20 protein-coding genes are annotated in these 21,496 nt (G+C 35.3%); 5 read left to right on the top strand and 15 right to left on the bottom strand.

All coding sequences use genetic code 11. From position 1 onward, the window contains the following. Nucleotides 1–85 precede the first annotated feature (85 nt). The 7 genes from clpB to hemE all read right to left on the bottom strand — a co-directional run bounded on the left by clpB (nucleotide 86) and on the right by hemE (nucleotide 7,853). Complete coding sequence (gene clpB / locus JL53_RS12200; RefSeq protein WP_038407757.1) at nucleotides 86–2,686, bottom strand: ATP-dependent chaperone ClpB; 2,601 nt, start codon at nucleotides 2,684–2,686, stop codon at nucleotides 86–88. A 148-nt stretch (nucleotides 2,687–2,834) separates the two neighbouring features. After that, nucleotides 2,835–3,512 carry a Bax inhibitor-1/YccA family protein gene (locus JL53_RS12205; RefSeq protein ID WP_038407758.1) on the bottom strand — a complete coding sequence of 226 codons (678 nt, stop codon included), beginning with the start codon at nucleotides 3,510–3,512 and terminating at the stop codon, nucleotides 2,835–2,837. Nucleotides 3,513–3,623: 111 nt separating this feature from the next. Next, on the bottom strand, nucleotides 3,624–4,394 hold the full coding sequence (locus tag JL53_RS12210) for a Cof-type HAD-IIB family hydrolase (RefSeq protein ID WP_003720587.1): 771 nt from the start codon (nucleotides 4,392–4,394) through the stop codon (nucleotides 3,624–3,626). A 63-nt stretch (nucleotides 4,395–4,457) separates the two neighbouring features. Next, entirely contained in the window at nucleotides 4,458–5,243 is a 786-nt protein-coding gene (locus JL53_RS12215; protein ID WP_003720588.1) for a GNAT family N-acetyltransferase, read from the bottom strand. 120 nt (nucleotides 5,244–5,363) lie between these two features. After that, a complete protein-coding gene (locus JL53_RS12220; RefSeq protein ID WP_003720589.1) occupies nucleotides 5,364–5,708 on the bottom strand; it encodes a hypothetical protein in 345 nt (114 codons plus the stop codon). Between the two features lie 155 nt (nucleotides 5,709–5,863). Then, nucleotides 5,864–6,793: a ferrochelatase gene (gene hemH / locus JL53_RS12225; RefSeq protein ID WP_003720590.1), complete on the bottom strand. Its 930-nt coding sequence runs from the start codon at nucleotides 6,791–6,793 to the stop codon at nucleotides 5,864–5,866. 7 nt (nucleotides 6,794–6,800) lie between these two features. Continuing rightward, nucleotides 6,801–7,853, bottom strand: a complete 1,053-nt coding sequence (gene hemE, locus JL53_RS12230) for a uroporphyrinogen decarboxylase (RefSeq protein ID WP_038407760.1) — start codon at nucleotides 7,851–7,853, stop codon at nucleotides 6,801–6,803. A gap of 196 nt (nucleotides 7,854–8,049) precedes the next feature. On the opposite strand from hemE, the gene JL53_RS12235 reads away from it, so the two are divergent. After that, a complete protein-coding gene (locus JL53_RS12235; protein WP_038407761.1) occupies nucleotides 8,050–8,553 on the top strand; it encodes an antibiotic biosynthesis monooxygenase family protein in 504 nt (167 codons plus the stop codon). Nucleotides 8,554–8,648: 95 nt separating this feature from the next. Here the strand turns inward: JL53_RS12235 and JL53_RS12240 are convergent, their stop codons facing one another. Then, nucleotides 8,649–9,872 carry an ABC transporter permease gene (locus JL53_RS12240; protein WP_038407762.1) on the bottom strand — a complete coding sequence of 408 codons (1,224 nt, stop codon included), beginning with the start codon at nucleotides 9,870–9,872 and terminating at the stop codon, nucleotides 8,649–8,651. Continuing rightward, complete coding sequence (locus tag JL53_RS12245) at nucleotides 9,856–10,608, bottom strand: ABC transporter ATP-binding protein (RefSeq protein ID WP_038407763.1); 753 nt, start codon at nucleotides 10,606–10,608, stop codon at nucleotides 9,856–9,858. The genes JL53_RS12240 and JL53_RS12245 overlap by 17 nt, the downstream gene beginning before the upstream one ends. A 163-nt stretch (nucleotides 10,609–10,771) precedes the next feature. Here JL53_RS12245 and JL53_RS12250 point away from each other — a divergent pair, with 163 nt between their 5' ends. The 4 genes from JL53_RS12250 to JL53_RS12265 all read left to right on the top strand — a co-directional run bounded on the left by JL53_RS12250 (nucleotide 10,772) and on the right by JL53_RS12265 (nucleotide 13,300). Continuing rightward, on the top strand, nucleotides 10,772–11,194 hold the full coding sequence (locus JL53_RS12250; RefSeq protein ID WP_003720596.1) for an HIT family protein: 423 nt from the start codon (nucleotides 10,772–10,774) through the stop codon (nucleotides 11,192–11,194). Nucleotides 11,195–11,223: 29 nt separating this feature from the next. Beyond that, complete coding sequence (locus tag JL53_RS12255) at nucleotides 11,224–11,586, top strand: YtxH domain-containing protein (protein ID WP_003720598.1); 363 nt, start codon at nucleotides 11,224–11,226, stop codon at nucleotides 11,584–11,586. 170 nt (nucleotides 11,587–11,756) lie between these two features. Next, nucleotides 11,757–12,296 carry a DUF3267 domain-containing protein gene (locus JL53_RS12260; RefSeq protein WP_003720599.1) on the top strand — a complete coding sequence of 180 codons (540 nt, stop codon included), beginning with the start codon at nucleotides 11,757–11,759 and terminating at the stop codon, nucleotides 12,294–12,296. Nucleotides 12,297–12,412: 116 nt separating this feature from the next. After that, nucleotides 12,413–13,300, top strand: coding sequence for a peptidylprolyl isomerase (locus JL53_RS12265; protein WP_038407764.1), 888 nt, complete (start codon nucleotides 12,413–12,415; stop codon nucleotides 13,298–13,300). A 45-nt stretch (nucleotides 13,301–13,345) separates the two neighbouring features. On the opposite strand, the gene yhaM is transcribed toward JL53_RS12265, so the two are convergent. The 6 genes from yhaM to fumC all read right to left on the bottom strand — a co-directional run bounded on the left by yhaM (nucleotide 13,346) and on the right by fumC (nucleotide 21,467). Continuing rightward, nucleotides 13,346–14,287 carry a 3'-5' exoribonuclease YhaM gene (gene yhaM / locus JL53_RS12270; protein ID WP_038407765.1) on the bottom strand — a complete coding sequence of 314 codons (942 nt, stop codon included), beginning with the start codon at nucleotides 14,285–14,287 and terminating at the stop codon, nucleotides 13,346–13,348. Between the two features lie 44 nt (nucleotides 14,288–14,331). Further along, nucleotides 14,332–17,055: an ATP-binding protein gene (locus JL53_RS12275; protein WP_038407766.1), complete on the bottom strand. Its 2,724-nt coding sequence runs from the start codon at nucleotides 17,053–17,055 to the stop codon at nucleotides 14,332–14,334. Beyond that, nucleotides 17,052–18,287, bottom strand: a complete 1,236-nt coding sequence (locus JL53_RS16090) for a metallophosphoesterase family protein (protein ID WP_038407767.1) — start codon at nucleotides 18,285–18,287, stop codon at nucleotides 17,052–17,054. Before JL53_RS16090 ends, JL53_RS12275 begins: the two co-directional genes overlap by 4 nt. Nucleotides 18,288–18,427: 140 nt before the next feature. Further along, entirely contained in the window at nucleotides 18,428–18,781 is a 354-nt protein-coding gene (locus JL53_RS12285) for a YlbF/YmcA family competence regulator (protein WP_003720603.1), read from the bottom strand. Between the two features lie 81 nt (nucleotides 18,782–18,862). Continuing rightward, entirely contained in the window at nucleotides 18,863–19,996 is a 1,134-nt protein-coding gene (locus JL53_RS12290; protein WP_038407768.1) for a DUF445 domain-containing protein, read from the bottom strand. A gap of 103 nt (nucleotides 19,997–20,099) precedes the next feature. Then, nucleotides 20,100–21,467: a class II fumarate hydratase gene (gene fumC / locus JL53_RS12295; protein WP_038407769.1), complete on the bottom strand. Its 1,368-nt coding sequence runs from the start codon at nucleotides 21,465–21,467 to the stop codon at nucleotides 20,100–20,102. Nucleotides 21,468–21,496 lie beyond the last annotated feature (29 nt).

Here is a 21,496-nt window from a genome sequence, read left to right on the forward strand (position 1 = left end):
TCATCCTTCCATTTTCATCTATTATAAAACGACTAATCCAACCAAAGTTTTCCCTTTCAAACCGCGCCTTAAACCTTTTCTTTTGTTACTCATTCACTTTAAAAGTAAATTCCTTCTCTGAAAGATCTATTTCTACAGATGTATGCGGGAGAACATTACCAGAAACAATTTCTCTAGCAAGCGGTGTTTCCACGTGACGTACGATATAACGTTTCAACGGTCTGGCACCATAAACTGGATCATATGCTTCCTCGGCAATAAACGCTTTGGCCTCTTCCGAAATACTTATACTAATTTCTTGGCCTGCTAAACGAATTTGAAGTTCTTCCACGAGTTTCTCTACAATGCCTTTAATATTAGCAAGTGTCAGCGGTTTAAACAAAATGATATCATCGACACGATTTAAAAATTCTGGTTTAAATTCACTTTGTAAAATTTGCATCACATCTTCTTCTAGCTCTGGAGAAATTTCGCCGTCTTCCGTTCTTTCTAGCAATAAGGTAGAACCAATATTGGATGTCATAATAATAACCGTATTTTTAAAATCAATGAAACGACCTTGCGAATCTGTAATTCGGCCATCATCTAATACTTGAAGTAAAATATTAAAAACATCTGGGTGTGCTTTTTCAATTTCATCTAGGAGTACAATCGAATATGGGTTGCGTCTTACTGCTTCGGTTAATTGACCGCCTTCCTCGTAGCCGATATAGCCAGGAGGTGCTCCGACAAGTCTAGATACAGAATGTTTCTCCATGTATTCAGACATATCAATTCGAATCATATGATCTTCTGAATCAAACATATTAAAGGCTAGCGCTTTAGCAAGTTCTGTTTTCCCTACACCGGTTGGTCCTAAGAAAATAAAGGAGCCAATTGGGCGTTTTGGGTCTTTTATTCCAGCACGTGCACGTAAAACTGCATCGCTAACAAGTCTCACTGCATCATCTTGGCCAATCACTTTTTGGTGAAGGACATCTGCAAGTTTTAGTAGTTTTTCTCGTTCTCCTTCTACTAACTTGGTTACAGGAATTCCAGTCCAACGACCAACAATCTCAGCAATTTCATTCTCGGTTACTTCTTCTTGTAAAATTCGGTCCTCTTGTGCTGTTTTTTCTCGATTTTCTGCTTCTAGTACTAATAGTTCTTTTTCTACTGCTGGAATTTTGCCATGGCGTAATTCAGCAGCTTTGGTTAAATCGTAGTTATTTTCCGCCTCTTCTAATTCATGACGCAAATGATCGATTTGTTCGCGAACTTCACGAATTTTACTAATTTCGCTTTTTTCCGCTTCCCATTTTGATTTCATTTTGTTTGCTTCTTCTTTATAATCAGCAAGCTCTCGTTGCAAGATTTCTAGACGTCGCTCACTTGCAGGGTCTTTTTCTTCTTTTAGAGCAGCTTCCTCGATTTCTAATTGCATTACCTTTCTCGTTACTTCATCAAGTTCGCTCGGCATCGAGTCAATTTCGACACGAATAGTTGCGCATGCTTCGTCTACTAAATCGATTGCTTTATCTGGTAAAAAACGATCCGTGATATAACGATTAGATAAACTTGCCGCTGCCACTAAAGCATTGTCATGGATATTAACCCCATGATGAATTTCAAATCGTTCTTTCAAACCGCGCAAAATAGAAACAGTATCCTCTACGGTTGGTTCTGGAACAAGCACTTTTTGGAAACGTCTTTCTAGTGCGGCATCTTTTTCAATGTACTCGCGATATTCATCTAAAGTTGTTGCTCCGATACAATGTAGTTCACCTCTTGCTAACATTGGTTTCAGCATATTTCCAGCGTCCATTGCACCATCTGTTTTTCCAGCACCTACGATCGTGTGAATTTCATCGATGAATAATAAAATTTGTCCATCACTTTGTTTCACTTCTTGTAGCACCGCTTTTAAACGTTCTTCAAATTCCCCCCGGTATTTAGCTCCAGCAATAAGCGAACCAATATCAAGCGAAATAATCGTTTTGTCTTTAAGTCCTTCTGGCACATCTTTTCTAACAATTCGTTGTGCTAACCCCTCAACAATTGCGGTTTTACCAACACCTGGTTCCCCAATTAGTACAGGATTATTTTTTGTTTTTCGAGATAAAATTCGAATAACGTTGCGAATTTCTGTGTCACGACCAATAACAGGATCAAGTTTTCCACTTCGAACTTCTGCTACTAAATCACGACCATATTTGAGTAAAGCTTCATAGTTTTCTTCTGCAGTTTGAGAAGTCACTTTTTTCCCTCCTCTAACTTGTAAAATTGCTTCTTTTATTTGTTTTTTTGCTTTATTTTGTTTTTTAAGTTCCATTGTAATTGGATTTGTTTTTTGATCCATCACTGCTAAAATAAGATGTTCCGTTGATACAAAATCATCTTCTAGTTGTTTCTGCTCTTTTTCAGCATCTCGCATCAATTGGAATAATGACTGACTCATGGCTTGACCATAGTTCACGCCACTACCTGAGACAACGGGGATTTTTTTTAAGGCTGCTTCTACTGAATGATGAAGCTGATCGATATTTACTTCTGCTACATCATACACCCGCTTCGTAAAGTCACTTTCTGTTAAAAGTACTTGGAAAATATGAGCTACATCAATTTCTTGGTGTTCTGATGCAATAGCTAGATTTTGTGCATCCGCAATTGTTTGCTGGACTTGTTGCGTAAATTTTTTTAAATCCATTAGTTCGTCCTCCTTATAAAAGATAAGTCTGACCTTTTTTGACCTTAATTTTATTATAGAATTTTAACTTCCTTTTGTCTAACAAAAACCATTCTTTTATAGAAAAAGATCTACCAATTTTTAGGCTGGCAGATCTTTCGTTTTCTGGTTAATCACGACCGGTAAAAAGTCGTAGTAAAAACGTGAACAAGTTAAGGAAATCAAGGTAAAGCGTAAGTGCAAGCATTGGTACATCATCTAGCTGAGTATCCCGCTTCATTATTTGGTTAAAATCATACAAAATATATAAAGAAAAAATTAATGTCCCAGCAGCTGAAATAATCGTCGAAAGCATTGATCCTATTGGTAAAAAGACACCTAAAAAACTAAATAATACTAAGATGATTAACGCTGCAAATAGCGCACTACTTAAAAAGGATAAATCTTTTTTAGTTTTGGCACCAATTAATGCAAGTACAGTGAAAGTAACAGATGCTGTAACAAATGCCATCAGTACTGCAACACCTTGTCCTGCACCAAAATAATATGTCAAAGTGGGTCCGAGTGTTAAACCTGTGACAAAAGCAAAAGCTAACAAAACTGGATAGCCAATCACTTTATTAATCGTTTTACTCCGACGTACAACAATAGCTGTTATTAAAAGAGCTATTTCTATTACAACGAGAGGTAAATAAAGTTCTGGACTTAGCTTGCTCCCAATTGCTGCACCAATCGATGCAAGTAATAGCGAGAATACAAACCAGTTGAGAATTTTTTGCATAATAATTTGTTTATTTGTTCTTTTATCTGTCTTTACGCGCTCGGATGTTTGACCTATTTCATTCATGAACATTTCTCCTTTTTCCAATTAATCTATATTAAGTATAACAGACAAATAATCCTTTTTATATCGGTCTTACGTTTGAAATTTAAAAAAAGAAGCGCACGAGGCACTTCTTTAAATTAAGTCAAATTCTTCTAGTCCGAGTTTAATTCCATCATTATTATTATCTTTTGTAATAAAAGTTGCTTTTTCTTTTAATAATGGTACTGCGTTTTCCATTGCTACAGAATAATTTACTGTCCCAAACATTTCTAAATCATTCATGCCATCACCAAAAGCATAGGTTGGAACATCTTGATACCCCGTGATTTCAAGTAATTTGGCAATACCAACTGCTTTTGATCCACCTTTTCTAAGTACATCATTGCTATATGGCGTATTACGAACAAATTGTAATTCTTTAAAACGTTCTGGAAAATACTCATCGCCAGACTCTAACAATAAAAGAGCCATATTGATTGTTTCTTCTTTATACATATTTTCTCGTATCATTGGCGCTGGCTCCCCAAGGAAATCATAATGTGCTTTAACTACTGGAGTAATAGCTGATGCCCCAATTCGTTTATCATTATAATAACAAACTTCTACATTTTGCGATTTCGCCTCTTCGGTTAAACGTTCCAATAACGATTCTTCTAAAATATCTTCATAAACTTTTTCACCTTCAAAAATAACCATTTGTCCGTTCATCATCACTGCTGACTCGATTCCAGTGATTTCCATCTGATGACTTATTTCTGTCAGTGTTCGTCCAGTGGCAATAACAGGAACAATATTGTTTTCTCGTAATTTATCAAGCGCATGAAGCGAGCTATCTAGCACTTTTGATTCACTATTTAAAAGTGTTCCATCCATATCAAAAAAACAAATCCCACGTGGTTTCACATTATTCATCCTCTACTAACATAATATATCCATCTTACCAATGTTACACATAGAAAGTAAAGACTATTTATACATGACAAAATCACCAGTATGTTCAAAACCAAGACGATGATAGATTTCACCTGCTACTGGATTATCATAAAATAAACAAGGTTTCTTTCCTTCTGCGAGAACATCACAACATATTTTTTTTAGAAGTGTACTTGCAAAACCATTTTGTCTATAATCCGAGCTTGTTGCAACACCAGTAATCATTGCAGAAAAAGAATTTTCCGCAGAGGTTTCTGCGACAGCCACAATTTCTTGATTTTGTTCAATATAATAAATCCGTTTTACACCTTGTTCAATTTGACGGATAATAAGTTCTTCATTTTCTTCTCGATTACCGAATTCATCAATATTTTTCCGCATTTCTATAATAGGCGCGACATCTTCTGCGATAGCGGTTCGCACAATAACATCTTGATTAACAGAAATACGATTAACATGCTCACATTCACAAAAATAAGTATCTTGTCTTTTCTTGGCTATTTCCGGTAAAAAAGGTTCTAGCTCTTGTGTGACACGTGAAATACCACTGATTTCGTATTTTTTATCATTGGCAATAATTTCTGAAAAAGCTTTTGCATCAAAATTAGCATCTTTTGAATAAGGTAAGTAAAATTTATCGAATCTAAGTAACACTGCATGTAATTCACCAGTTGGATCAAATTCACCCCAAAGATCTTGAACATCACTATCATAACCAAAGTTCTCAATATCTCCAATAATAAACAAATTAAGGGTTGCTTCTGATTTCAAAAGTGCCATTACTTCTTCATTATCTGATACTGTCAGTTTTCTAATCATGTGTCACACTCCTATTTTGAAAATTGTCTTCATTTTACGTGAGTTAGTTAGGTTCGTCAAGCCCTAAACTTCCGCATCTTGCTGCATATAAAAAAGTTTGGGAACAAGTCCCAAACTTTTTTATGATTCGTAATGAATTTCGCCAATTTTCAACATCAGACTAATAGCATTGAATTTTTCATCTCCAAGATGCATTTTATTTGTGTCTTGAAAGGTGATTGGTGCAGTTGTGATAGCTTCTTTGGATTGCTCAAAAAAGTTTTCCTCTAATGCTAAACTTTCTGTAATTTGCATTATGTATTTTTGAAATTTACTTTCATTTCTCATTTTTCCAATCATCAACGCTTTTAACGTATTCTGGGAGATTCCAACCGCCGTTGCAAATGTTCTATTGGTATATCCGTTTATTTTCATATAAAGTGACAAATTAGTGGCAATTCTTTGTTTTTCTGCCTTGTTTTTCATTTAGGTTAACCTCCTAACCTTCTATAAATATCATTATGCCCGTAAAAGATGAGAAACAGATTAAAACTTCATAGTATTTAGGTAATAAAATTGAAATCGCTTTCTTTTGTTGTGTGAAAAATACCGAAATAGTATCTATTCCGGCATTCATCTTCTTAATTTGTGTATCTATTCCAAACAACTGTCCTTAAAACTTCCAAAAATTCTGGATCCGCATTTGGCATTGGTGGGCGATGATAAGTGGCGCCAATTTCATCTGTTACCACTTTACATTCATAATCATTATCATATAGCACTTCTAAATGTTCTGCGACAAAACCAACTGGTGTATAAATAAAATGTTTATATTTTTCTTTCCCATAAAGTTCTCTTGTTAAGTCTTGTACATCCGGTCCAAGCCAAGGTTCACCTGTTTTCCCTTCACTTTGCCACCCTAATGCGTAATGAGGTACGGCGACTTTTTCAAAAATTAAATCAGCTGTTTCTTGTAGTTGATCTGGGTATGGATCTTGATGCTTTTTAATTTTTTCAGGCAAACTATGAGCGGATACAATTAAAATAGTATCGATTAATTCACTCGCAGGAATTTGTTTAGCAGTTTCATTAATTCTATCTGCCCACATTTGAATGAATTTCGGTTCTTGATACCAATTATTAATTGATTTAATTTCCATTCCACCTAGTTTACTTGCAGCATCTTTTGCTCGCTTATTGTATGCTTCTACACTAAAGCTAGAATAATGTGGCGCTAGAACGATGGAAATCACTTCTTCTATTCCATCTTGGTGCATCGCCTCTACTGCATCTTCTATGAATGGTTCAATATGTTTCAGACCAATATAGGCTTTGAATTCTACTTCTGATTGTGCATCATTTAGTGCTCTTTCTAATCCATAACTTTGCGCCTCTGTAATTTTTGCAAGTGGGGATAGTCCACCAATTGCATGATATCTCTCGCGTAAATCAGCAATCATTTCTTCGCTTGGTTCATGACCATGACGGATATCCGTATAATAACGTTCAATGTCTTCATCTTTGTATGGCGTCCCGTAAGCCATAACAAGTAAACCAACTTTTTTAGTCATTTTCTCATCATCCTTTATTTAATAATATTTCGCTTCTCTCATGTATGTAGGTTGTTAATTTTTTCAGCATTTCTGGTGACACCTCAGGAAAAACCCCATGTCCTAAATTGAAAATATATCCTGGTTTTAAGACACCTTCTTGTAAAATTCGCTCGGTTTCTTCTATACACTTTTCTGGCGCAAGAAGAGTGGACGGATCTAGATTCCCCTGGATAGCCTTGCTTGGTACTTTTTTTCTAGCATCAGTGAGTGTTTCGCGCCAGTCTACGCCAACCACATCGAGTGGCATATGTTCCCATTCTGCTAAAAGGTGACTTGCACCAACTGCTTGCATAATAATTGGTGTTGTAGGATGAACAGCTTTAATTTCCACAATTATTTTTTCGATAGTTGGTCGGATATAAGTCGCATAATCTCGACGGCTAAGTGCCCCTGCCCAAGAATCAAACAATTGAACAGCGGATGCGCCTGCTTTAATTTGTGCAATTAAATAATCTGCTGTCATTCGTCCAAGCTTTTCCATTAACACCTTCCAAACTTCGGGTTCCCGGTACATAAAGCTTTTCGTTTGATGATAGTTTTTCGAAGGACCTCCTTCAATCATATAACTTGCTAAAGTGAACGGGGCTCCCGCAAAGCCAATTAAAGGTACTTCTAACATATCATCCGCGAGTAATTTAATTGTATCAAGCACATAAGGAACTTCTATTTCAGGTTTGAAAATAGTAAGTCGCTCCACATCTTGGTAAGTTTTAATTGGGTTATGTATGACTGGACCAATACCAGATTTAATTTCGACATCGACTCCCATCCCTGGAAGTGGTGTCATAATATCTTTATATAAAATTGCTGCATCCACACCATACTGTTCTACTGGTAATTTGGTTACATAAGCACATAATTCGGGCTGATGGGTAATTTCAAATAAAGAATATTTCTCTTTTAATTTACGATATTCTGGTTGCGATCTGCCCGCCTGTCTCATATACCAAACCGGAATTCGGCCCACACTCTCTTTTCGAGCCGCTTTTAAAAATAAGTCATTTGTTATTTTTGTCATCAAGTCGCTTCCCTTCTTTGTTCATTTACACACAATGGGTATCAGAACAAGAAATAACTTCTCCAGATAAAAGAATACTAGAAATCTTGTATAAAACCAAACAAATTGCCTATCTTCTGTTTCAATTATTAAAAACGTGGAAAAATAAGGTGTAATCATTTATCTTATTCGATTAAAATGGAAAGAAGGACTAACTATGAAAAAAATATTTATTACAACTGGTACCGAGCACTATCTTCGCCAATTAATGGCTAATTACGCAGGGGGAAATGTAACACTCCTCCAAAATTTCTCTCAATCACTTTTATATCAAGAGTCTTCTGGTGAGAAACTTTTTCAAGAAGGCGCAGAATACCGGGTACTCCAAAGCAGTGGATCTTTAAAAGGTTTTGGAATCGTTGTTTTTGAATACATCCAACTTCGCGATGAAGAAATCCCTATTTTCTTACAAATGTATCAACGCGCGAGTCTCCATTTTGCAGAAACTCTTGGGCTACAAAGTATGAAGCTTACAAAATCTATTAGTGCGAATAAATTTTTAATAATCTCTTTTTGGGATTCAGAAGTTTTCTTTCATGATTGGAAGAAAACATCGTTACACAAAGAAATTATGAATATCATGAAGAAAAACAATACCCAAGTTGGCTTTTCGCACGAAGATATTTATCATTATCCCGAATTTTCCCATGATGCAAAATAAGAAAAAGCGATTTGGACTTGAAGCGACCCCCAAAAGTTAGATTTTTGATCTAACTTTTGGGGGTCGCTTCAATTTTCTCATCTAAATCGCTTTTTTTATTCGTACATTTTTCGCATTCGAACTGGTGCGTAAATAAAGGTAAAGATAACCACAAATGCTAAATTTATGCCTAAAATAATCATCCCGTTAATCGTTCCATTTTGCGCAATACCAATAATACTAAACAATAATGCCTGAGCAAGCAGTAAAATTCGTAAAAAGTGAATAAAACTACGGTGACGATACCAGTCATCAATCGGGTAAAGCCGAAGCATCATTTGCGAATCATAATGTTTTAGCATTGGGATAAATTGGAAACCAGTCAAATAGAGAAATAGTAATGAAAAAACAATATTTAAATAAAAGCCTTGCACAAATACAAGTAGAATTACTGCAATAACGGTTAGTCTAACATATAAACCACTATACTCGTTTGTCCTTACAAAAGTCCGACTAAATAAATATGCAAATGTTTTTCTTTTTGCATAAGGAATTGGTTGGTAAAGAAAATCTAAGTAACTACGTCTGCGTACAGTCCCCCGCAAATGGGGAACATCGGTAAAAAGATTCACTAAACGGTAAAAGCGATTCATCCTAGCTTCTTCTTTATCTACTAAGTATTCCCATCTAAGCGTAACTTTTGCCACTTTCTTCGTCATCCAATAATAACTAGCAAGTAGCACAATAATAGTTACTGGAATAGAAATGTATGGTGCAGCAATCAAAGAAATATAAATTAAAATAGCATTTAATATAACTCGAACGAACATCCAAGTCGTATCAGCATCTTCGAGTTTCATACTTTCCCACCCAAAGTAAATGTTCCAAGCTTTTAGTAAAGCAAGTACAACAAACAAAGTAAAAAAGCGGCTATAAGGCATGCCGGTTACTTCAACATACATCGGCATACAAACTCCTAGAACAATCACAAAAACATAAAGTTGCATAAAGAAACTGGCTATTTTCGCTTGAGAGAAATAGCTATCCATCGCTTTTTCTTGCACGATTAAGTAAACAATATCTGGCTTTTGAAGAAGCGTGGCAACTGGGCTTACCGCAATCGAAGCTGTAAGCAAGATAACCATTAGTGGAATAACTGGAAATGTCGGTTCTATCGTTTTTACCCAACCAGCATAATAGAAAATACCAGCTCCAAGCCCAATCACTAGTACGAACAGTAAATGATCGTTAAACATATAACGAAGATAGCGCATTACTTCCGTTGTGTAAGCACTAAATCGTTCCTTCCAAAGCACTTTGCTGTCAAATATCATCTTCATCAGCTTCCTCTTCCTTTGTCAACTGAATGTAAATTTCGTCAAGTGAAGCTCCAGGCATTTGGAAATTAATCTGCAGATCTTTCAGTGTTCCTTCCGCGCGAATTTCACCTTGATGAATAATAATGAATGTATCACAATATTTCTCAGCAGTAGCTAGAATATGCGTCGACATTAAAATACTCGCACCTTCTGCACGCATTTCATCCATCCAATTTAGTAATGACTGGATTCCAAGTGGATCAAGACCAACAAAAGGTTCATCAATAATATATAGTTTAGGTTCAATTAAAAAAGCAGACATAATCATGACTTTTTGCTTCATACCTTTAGAAAAATGCGCTGGAAACCAGTTTAGTTTTTTTTCTAGCCGAAATTCTTTTAAAAGTGGTGTCATTCTTTCATGCATTTCTTCTTCTGATAAACCGTATGCCATACCTGTTAATTCTAGATGTTCTTTCAATGTTAATTCTTCATACAATACAGGCGTTTCTGGAATATATGAAAATTGTTTTCGATATGTTTCTGTATCTTCCACTAGCTGGTGACCATTGATTTTAATCGTTCCTTTTTTAGGGTGCATTAAACCGGTTATATGTTTAATCGTTGTGCTTTTACCTGCCCCGTTTAAACCTATTAATCCAACAATTTGTTTTTCTTCAATAGCAAATGAAATATCTTTTAAAACTGGGCGCTTTGTATATCCGCCTGTTAAGTTTTTTACTTCTAATAAAGCCATTAAACATGCCTCCTTACGTACTGTTTAGTTAATAATAGCATATTCATCCCTCTACCTGTCAAAATAATCCATTATTCACTATCTCACGCATGCTTTTAACTCCCTTTTATGTTAAATTTATAATAGTACATATTTTATAAATCGTGAAAGGTGGTCACATTTAATGGACGATTGCATTTTTTGTAAGATAATCAGCGGAGAAATCCCTTCTGCCAAAGTGTATGAAGATGATGAAGTATATGCTTTCCTCGATTTAGGACAAGTCACAGAGGGTCATACACTGGTAATCCCTAAAAAGCATGCTAGAAACACATTCGATTTACCTGATGATACGGCCGCTGAATTATTTCGTCGGGTTCCCAAAATCACTCGAGCATTAAAAGAAGCTTTACCTATACAAGGATTAAATATTTTAAACAATAATGAAGAAGTAGCTTCTCAATCTGTTTTCCATTGCCATATCCATTTAATTCCAAGGTATAGCAAATCTGATGACTTTGGGTTAAAATGGAAGGATAATGCAGAATGGTATACAAAAGATCGTTATCAAGAAATCGCTGAACTGATTGCAGCAAAAGTAAACTAAAATGACTTTATGGATGGAGTGGAGTATAAATGAATAAAAAATCACTTATTTTTGGTATTCTAGCTGGTGGGGCAATTGGAGCCGCAGCCTCGGTATTATTTGCTCCAAAATCCGGTAATGAACTTAGAAAAGATATTGTAGCTAAGTCTGGTGAAGCAAGTGTCATTTTAAAAGAATTGGCATATAATGCAAATGAATTAATCCAATCTGTTCAAGTACTTGGCACGGAAGGTTCTACTTTACTAAAAGATGTATCTTCTGACATTATGGAATCTGTTTCTAAATGGAATGAAGAAATGGAACCTGAGAAAAAACGCTTAAAAGATGAAATTAAAGATATGCAAAAAACCATTTCCGACTTAGAAAAAACATTAAAAAAAGACAATAAATAATCAAAAAAACTGGGCTGTTGCTCGGTTTTTTTCTTTGATTAAAAAAGACATTTCTAATACAGCAAAAAATACTTAAAAAAGGGTTGAATTTTAGCGTATTAGAGCATACAATACTATGGTGCCTTATGACAAAAGACACTATTTTGGTTATTACTGGAGGTAAGCTTTCAATGCGCTGCTTAAAATCAATCAACACAGAGCGACGAGATGAATTTAATCGACTTTTTTTAAAAGGAATTCTTGTCTGGTTGGCTGCCGTATGTATATGTTTTTTGACACAACATTTAATCTATCCAGGGCAACTTACAAACGATTATCAACTGATTAGTTTAGTTGGTATAATTTTAATTTACCCTATTCATAAATTGTTTCATGTTATCGGCTGCTTTAAATATCGTGAAGGCACAGTTATTCAGTGGCGAATTCACTTCTTTTTCCTTCCGTGCATGAAACTTAAAATTAAACGAATCATTCCCAAATGGAATTACATCTTTTCTCTTATACTTCCATTTGTAATAATCACGACCATATTAATAACTTTAATGTTTCTGACACCCATTGGACACTCGGGTATGTTCTTAATTCTTTTATCCGTCCACTTTGGAATGAGTTTTTCTGACTTTGCTCATATTAGAAAACTGTGGAAAATGCCCAAAAATTGTTTTGTAGAAAGTGCTGAGCGAGGTTTTTCTATTTTAATTTCTGACTAAAGCATAAGAATATCATTAAATTTCTTTCATCTTTTCATTTTAGCTTTAATTTATGGTATGATAGTTATTGTGTTAAGCGGGAATTATTCCAACAACTAAGGAGTGTGTTTTATTTAATGAAGAAGAAAATGATACTTGGACTTGTTATGTTAATGGCAATGTTCAGTCTAGCAGCATGTGGTGGCGGTAGCGATGTCGTTAAGACAGATGCTGGCGATGTAACGCAAGATGAGCTTTATGAGGCTATGAAAGACAAATATGGCAATGAGTTCGTACAACAACTTACTTTCGAAAAAATCCTTGGCGACAAATACAAGGTTACAGATGAACAAGTAAATTCTGAATTTAAAAAGTACAAATCCCAATACGGCGATCAATTTGATGCTGTTTTAGCTCAAAGTGGCTTAACTGAAGAAACATTCAAAAGCCAACTTAAGTACAACTTATTAGTTCAAAAAGCAACTGAAGCAAATACAGATACTAGCGACAAAGCACTTAAAGAGTATTACAAAACTTGGCAACCAGATATTACAGTTAGCCATATCCTTGTAGCTGATGAAGCAAAAGCTAAAGAAGTTGAACAAAAACTGAAAGACGGCGCAAAATTTGCTGACTTAGCAAAAGAATACTCTACAGATACCGCTACTAAAGATAACGGTGGCGAGTTAGCTCCATTCGGTCCAGGTAAAATGGATCCAGCATTTGAAAAAGCTGCTTATGCCCTTAAAAATAAGGGTGATATCAGCGCACCAGTTAAAACGCAATACGGATACCACATTATCCAAATGGACAAACCTGCAACAAAAACAACTTATGACAAAGATAAAAAAGCTGTCAAAGAATCTTATCTACAATCTCAACTAACTACTGAAAACATGCAAAAAACACTGAAAAAAGAATACAAAGATGCCAATGTAAAAGTAGAAGATAAAGACTTGAAAGATGCTTTCAAAGATTATGATGGTTCAGCTAAGAAAGAAGAGTCCACTGATTCAAGTAAATAATTAATCAAAAACACGTTTGGGAATTTTCCCAAACGTGTTTTTTTGTTATTCAAAAGTAGGATTGTAAAACGAACGATTATCTAAGCCAAATACTCGTTCACTAAATTCCCCTGGTTTTGTATGTTTTAATACTTTATCCATCATATTAAGAGAAGCATCCATTAAATCAATTTGATGTAATATTTCTGCTTCACGAACTAGTGGCGGCTTTGGACTTCCCCACTCACCTTTTCCGTGATGCGAAAGTAATACATGTTTTAAAACAACAACTTCTTCACCGTCAATCGAAAGTTCCTCAGCAATCTTACTTACTTCCTCCACGACAATTGAAATATGCCCTATCAAATTCCCTTCAAGTGTATAGGTTGTTGAAACTGGTCCTGAAAGCTCAATCACTTTACCTAAATCATGTAAAATAACTCCTGCATAAAGTAAATCTCTATTAACTGATGGGTACAAATCAGCCACGGATTTTGCTAATCGCAACATCGAAACTACATGGAAACTAAGACCAGAAACAAACTCATGATGATGACGCATCGCAGCAGGATAGTCATAAAAGTCATCCTGATATTTCTTAAGAAGCGCTCTTGTAATTCTTTGTAAATTGGCATTCTTCATTTCAAAAATATATTGCGTAATTTCGTCCGCTATATCTTCTTTATTTATTGGGGCAGTTTCCATAAACTCGCTTGCATTGACACCGTCTAAAGCAGTAGCTTGTCTTATTTGACGGATTTTCAGTTGTTTTCTACCTCGATAATTTTGAATATCACCTGTAAGCTGAACGATTTGTTGTACCCCGTAACTGGCTTCATCGCTCTCTTTGACATCCCATAATTTCGCCTCTAACTCACCTGATTTATCTTGTAAAACGAGGCTCAAAAATGGCTTCCCATTACTTGCTGTTCCTTTGACACTTGATTTTATTAACAAAAATAAATCAACTGTTTCTCCAACTTCATAGTCTAATAATCTTTTTTCCATGATATCGCCTTCTTTCTTTCTGTAGTAAGAAGTTTCTCACCCCATTATAGCATGCGTATGTCCTCACTGGAAAAATATTTGCGTGTTTCCCGGTGGCATGTGAAGAAAATAACTTGATTTTGACTCTTTCTTTTTTTTAGTAGTTGCATCATTTGACTCATTCTAGTCGCATCAAAATGGACAAAGCCATCATCAATAATAATTGGGAGTGGAAAATCTTTATGGATTACATCAATTAATGCAAATCGAATCGCTAAATATAATTGTTCTTTCGTCGCTTGGCTTAACTCTTCTGGGAAAAACAACACAACTTGATTACTTTCCACTTGTAGCCGATTTTCATATAAATAGACTTTCGAATAATTTCCACCTGTTAGATCACGGAAATAATCACTTGCAAGCGCCAGTGTTTTTGGTAACTTGCCTTCTTGCAATCGCTGCATGGCTTCTTGCAGTATTTCAAAAGCAAGTTTTGTTTCTGTCCATTTCTCTACTAATTGTTGTAGTTTGCTTTTTTCGAAATAGTAGTTTTGCATTAATGCGGAGAAAGTACCACCTTCTTCTAAAGCAGCAATCTCATGGTTCTTTGCTGCTAAACTTGCATGAATACGTTCTTGCTCTATCTCTATTTTGTGTAGTGTTTCTTCTAATTGGATTTCTTTTTCTTTAATGGTTGTTTGACTTTCAAATTTATCTAGTTCTGTTCTTTTTTCTGGTTCTAATTGGGCCTCTAGCAGAACTAATCGTTCACGCCATTTCTGTTCATCTTTTGCTTGCATTGCTTTTATCCGAAACGCTTCTTCTGTATTTGCGCCAGCTTGTAATAATAAATCTCGTTTTTCTTTTTCCACAAGTAATAAGTCTTGCTTCAATAAATCGAGCTGCATAGTTACTTGTTCCATTTTTTCAGATAGCTTAGCGTTCTCGGCCAAATGATTTCGATACTGTAATAAGCCTTGTCTTAAAAAAGTGATTTTTTCTTCTATTTGAGAATATTCAGCAGGGATAGTTAATTTCTCTAATCTAGTTTGATAGGCTGTCTGCTTATCTTCTAATGGGTATAATTTTTGTTTTAGTTCGGTAATCAATTGATTTTTCTTGGCATCTTCTTTGTATGCAAGAATAGCGAATTCCCAATTTTCTCGCGGTTCATCGTTCATACCTAAATCGTGATACAACTGACGAAGTTTCATATCATGTTGGTAAATAGCCTCATTCAAATTTTGCTTGTTTTCTTCTAACCCAGCTACTTCTGCAGCAATAACGTCCATTTCATTCAATAGTTGTTGCCATTCTTGCCTTATTTTTTTCTGTTCTAGAAATGCTAATACAGCTTCATTGTTAGGACGTTCATTTTTTTGAGTAAGTACGAGAAAATACCCTGAGATAATAACCGTTATAAAAACAAAAGAAACACTCCAAATAGACAACGAAAATAACATAATTAATAAAGCCGCGATGAACATTCCAAGAGAAACAAATAAGGCAGTTGTCGGCGATTTTTGTTTTTTCTCTATTCGATCTTTTTCTTGTTGGAAAGTTTTATTATCCCACATAGTTGCTTCAATATGATCCACTTTTGTTTGCAATTTTTGTTCCGATTCGGACATTAATGATAGTTTTAAATTAATATCATGCTGGATTTGTTTATTTTTTTTTTCTTGTTCCTTTAGTTTATGAGTTCTTTCCTCCAAAGTACTTGTCCATTTTGTTTTGGTTGGTTTAGTGTTGGTTTGATGGTAATCAATTTCTTGCTTTAAGCTATTTTGCTGCAATTCTCTCTCACTATAAGCCCCGAATGATTCAATTAAATAAGCTACTTCTGCTTCATTGGATGAAAAAAAAGCTTGTTGATCAAAACTTTTTTGCTTGATTAAGTTTTTTTGACGTTCTTCTAATTGGATTAATTGGTTTTGCCATTCTTTTTCTCGAAGTTGCAAATGCTCTAATCGGATAATGCCGTCTGCTGGAAAATCCACTTTCATTAAACCAGACGATTTATCTTCAAGCGTCTTCCATTCTTTGTACAAAGGCCATAAATCCAGCAAAATTTTAAGCGTGTCTAACTCCACTCGAATCTTTGTTTTTTCTTTTTGTAGTTCTATTTGACGTTCTAGTTCTTGTTCTTTTTCAGTAAGTAGTAATTCATATCGAGAATTTTGCTTTTTGGCTTCTTGGAAAGCTTGCTGACTTTCTTTTACCTTTTTGAGTTGTTGATTAATTGCCGGATTTCTACCACTTGGTTTAAATAAGGTATCAAGTTTCTTTTGTAAAACTTCTGCTGTTTTTAAAAGTGCGTCAGAGCCAGTTGTTCCTGTTGCTAAAAGATAGCGTTCAAATTCTTTCTTCTTCCATTGGTGAATGTTTTGTAAGCCATGAATATCAAAAGAAAATATTGCTTCAAAAGTTGTTCGATCGATTTCTCCAATAATGTCTACTAACTTATCTTCCCCTACTATTTGTCCATCTTCCAAATGAATTCGGACATCTCCCGTTGCCTTACCTTTTAAGCGCTCAATAATAACTTTTCCACATTTTGTATTTTCTAGTGTCAGTCTCCCACCATAAGGACCACCGTTTTTTGGTTCCATGCGCGGAATTGATTGCTGCTTGGTCGGAAATCCAAATAAAATACTATGTATAAATGCCATAATAGTTGATTTTCCTGCTTCATTCTCACCAAAAAACACTTGAAAATCTGCAATCTGATCAAAATGCGCATCAGACCATTTTCCATAACCAATGATATCAATAGATGTTATTCTCATTTTTCATCACCTTCTACTTCTGCAAGAGTTGATCCTAATTCTGCTAATGCCTTTTCTAGAAGGTTAAGACGGTCCTGTTCTGATAAATCTTCCAAATATCTACTCACACCACTTTCAAAGTGAAGTGCTTCTATGGCTTGATAGAATGCTACTTCGTCTTGTAAGTTTTGGTAGGCACTTACTATTTCTTTTTCTGCTAAGTGCGACTCTGGCCAATGGTTTTCGCTGTTTTGTTTCGCTTGTTGTAATGATATTTTATGAACCCATACAAACGCAGAACCATCCATAGTTGTTTCTTCTTGAAGCATTTGTAACCAATCATCCGTTTTTATTTTTTGTTTATTTGTTACCTCTACTATTAAATGTAAAAAATAGGAAGTGTTTTTACCCCGATATGTTTCTAATAGTTTTGTAAGTTCGCGAAAAATAGTGTTTATTTCTGCATTTTCTGGCAAAGCTATTATTACTTCTTCCCAAATAATCGGACTAGTTTCCACAAAATTGATGGTTGTTTTTATTTCTGACAAAGTTACGATACTTGCGCCTTTTTTTCCAGATTCCTTGCGATTTCTACCTTGGATATTTCCTGGGTAATAAATACTTGGATGCTCTGAAAGTAATTGTCTTTTATGGATATGCCCAAGTGCCCAGTAATCAAAACCTTTTTTGCTAATGTCTTGTACACGAAACGGGGCATAAACGTCATGTTCTTCACTACTTGTTAATTCTGAACCATGCAAGAGTGCAATATGGAAGTCCGCAGTCTTTTGCATCATATATTCTTCCACGCGGCTAGTGCGAATATGCCGTTCATCATAACTAAATCCGTAAAGATTAACCTCTACACCTCGATTAGTCTTGATTGTTACCATCTCTACTTTTTCTGGAAAAACGTGCACATTTTCTGGTAGCGCGATTTTTTCCTTATGTTTATCTATAAAATCATGATTCCCATGAATAATAAAAACTTTGATTCTAGCCGCTTCTAGACGTTTCATTTCTTTAAAAAAACGAGCTTGTGCACGAACACTTTGGTCTTCGCTATCATATATATCCCCCGCAATTAATACAAAATCGACTGCTTCTTTTATTGCAAGGGATATAATTCTTTCCAAAGATTGAAAGGTACTTTCTTGAATTGCAGAAAAAAGTGGTCGCGGCAGCGCTGAAAGGCCAATGAAAGGACTATCCAAATGCAAATCCGCGATATGTAAAAATTTGATTTCTTTCATGACTTTCGCCTCCTGTTCAAAAACCGAATATACGTTCTTATTATATCCTATTATTCCTGTTGGTACAAGCATTTCAACAAAAAAAGAGTTCCGATATTTGTTAAGCTAATAACAAATATCGAAACCACTTTTTTGAAAAATTAATCGTTTGTTACGTTATATAAATCTTGTAATGGCGTCATAATAATACGGTTTAAGTCATTAATAATCGTGCTCATTGCTTGTTCTTTTTCCATTAATTTAACGATTGTAGCATTTTCTTGAACTTCTTGTGCTACTTCTTGTGCTACTTGAACAGTTTCGTCATCAATTTCTTGACCTGTCATTTGTTTTTCTTGGATAGTTACTTGTACATCACGGAAACGCTCGAATTTTGCTTTTGCTTCTGCATCTTCGTTAACTTCACGGTATGCTTCTTGTAAGCTTAAGAATTCAGGTGTTTCACGAATTCCTTTGTCTAAATCGTGTGCTAAATCATAAATATTAACTGCCATTGATAAATCCTCCAAATATCTGTATTTGTCACTTCTGTTTCACTATAACAAAAAGTCACCAGTTATTCCAGTATAAAAGAACTAAATCCAGATTGCGAGAATGCCTTGAACAATCCCGATAAATCCACCTAAGACTCCACCTAAATAAGTAATCATTTTTAACTCTCTTCCAGAAATTTCGATAACTAATTTTTCGATTTCAGGTAAGGAAAAAGTAGCGATTTGTGTTTCTACAAGTTGGGCTAAGTTTAGTCGCTCAACAATTTCCGCGCTGCGTTTGGCAACAAAATCTAATAATCGCTCTACGATAAACGGGATAATTTTTTCTGAAATAACCCTTTCATAATTACTTAGCACTTTTTGAACTGGTTGATTGAATAATTTTTCATATGGAATCGCTTGGATAATTTCTGTTGTAAGTTGTTTTGTTAAGTGTGGCTGCTTTTCTACAGGCACAAGTTCTTGTAGTTCTTTGGCTTCAAAATTCTGCCATTCGGTTGTTAGGAATTGATTTAATAAATTTTTAGTGTCTTCTTGTCCAATCAATTTTAGTCCTTCTTGTTGGATTTTTTCTGAAAAAGTATCCGTATTAATGAACATTCTTGCCATACTACCCATTTTGCCATGTTCCGTAAAAAAATTCTGGAGCATTTGCTTAATCTGGATTCTACCTTTTTCACTTGCAATGAACTCGCTCATTTTGCTCACTATTCTTTCCGTCACATGTGGCAACTTGGCTTGTAGTTCTAATTCAAGCATTGTTGGAATTATATCACTTAGGCGAGTGGATTGGTGTTCCTTAAAAAAGTGATTTAATTGTTGTTCCAAACTAGTGTTCAGCCACTCAACGGAACGAACTTCTGCATTTTGATAGCCTAGAATTTCTAATAATTCATTCGGTGTTGTTTCAAGTGTCATTTTTTCTTGAAACATGTTGACGATGGTTTCTGTCACTTCTTTTTGTAAACTCGTGTCTAGTAGCCGAGCACGAATAGCATCTTCTGTGAGCAAGTGACTAACAACTACTTTTCCGATGTGCTCGGCTAATTCATCACGGCGCTTTGGAATAAGGCCTGGTGTGAATGGTAACCGTTTTTTTAAGAAATAAATGGCTTTATATGGTCGGAAAAGCATTCTGATGGCAATATAATTTGTCATTGCACCAATAAATCCGCCAATTACAGCCATTAGAATGATAGTAAAAAAAACAGACATAGTTTGCATCTCCTCATATTTGTCTAGTAAAAGTGTTTTCATTATACGCGAAAAATCCCTAGACAACAATTGTTTCTAGGGAAGTTCATTCTAAAGTAGGAGATTACAAATTAGTCATTTTAATTGGATCAATCCATAAATCAAACTCTTCTTCTGTCACAAACCCAGTTTTTACGGCTGCTGCTTTTAATGTGGAATTCTCGGTAAATGCTAGCTTGGCAATTTGCGCGGCTTTTTCATAGCCAATATGTGGATTTAGTGCTGTCACGAGCATAAGTGAATCATTTACTTTGGCTTCAATTACTGCTTCATTTGCTTCGAGACCTTCTAAACAGTGGATTCTGAATGAACGCATACTATCAGAAAGTAACCGAACAGATTCTAAAAAATTAAAAATGATAACTGGTTTATATACATTTAATTCGAAGTTACCTTGGCTCGCAGCGACGTTAATAGTCGTGTCATTTCCCATAACTTGTGCCGCAACCATTGTAATGGCTTCACATTGTGTTGGATTTACTTTTCCTGGCATAATGGAGCTTCCTGGTTCATTTGCTGGAATTACAAGCTCACCAATTCCGCTACGAGGTCCACTGGCCAAGAAACGAATATCATTAGCAATTTTCATTAAATCTGATGCAAGACTACGAATTGCTCCATGCACAAAATTAATTGGACTATGGCTCGTTAAAGCAAAATATTTATTTGGATCCGAGGTAAATGTATAACCTGTTTGTTTCATTAATTCTTGGGCCACTTTATCACCAAAATGTCGGGATGCATTTAAGCCTGTTCCAACTGCTGTTCCGCCAATTGCAAGTGGTAAAATTGCTTCCATACTTGTTTCTATATATTTTTTATTATTCGTGATACTAGCTTCCCAACCACTAATTTCTTGCCCCAGTGTAAGTGGTGTTGCATCTTGTAAATGCGTTCGTCCAATTTTGACAAGATTCATATATTTTTCTTTTTTAGCAGTTAATACTTTGCACATTTCATTTAGCTCTGGCAAGAGGTTTGTCACTAACGTTTGATAAGCCGCAATATGCATCGCTGTTGGAAAAGTGTCATTGGAGCTTTGCGACATGTTAACATCATCGTTGGGATGGATTACTGATTCACCTAAGTTACGGTTCGCTACATGTGCAATAACTTCATTTACATTCATATTACTTTGCGTCCCGCTCCCAGTTTGCCATACGACTAAAGGAAAATGTTCGTCTAATTCGCCTTGAATTATTTGGTCACATACTTGAGAAATGGCAACTGCTTTTTGTTGTGATAATTTTCCTTCTGCTGCATTTACTGTTGCTGCTGCTTTCTTTAGTTCTGCAAATGCTCGAATAATTTCTTCAGGCATTCGATTATCACCGATAGCAAAATTTCTTCTACTCCGTTCTGTTTGTGCCCCCCAATATTTAGTAGCATCTACGGAGATTTCTCCTAATGTATCTCGTTCTATCCGTTCCATTTCATCACCTCTTTTATCTATTTTATTAT

Source organism: Listeria ivanovii subsp. londoniensis (assembly GCF_000763495.1).
GTDB lineage: Bacteria > Bacillota > Bacilli > Lactobacillales > Listeriaceae > Listeria > Listeria londoniensis.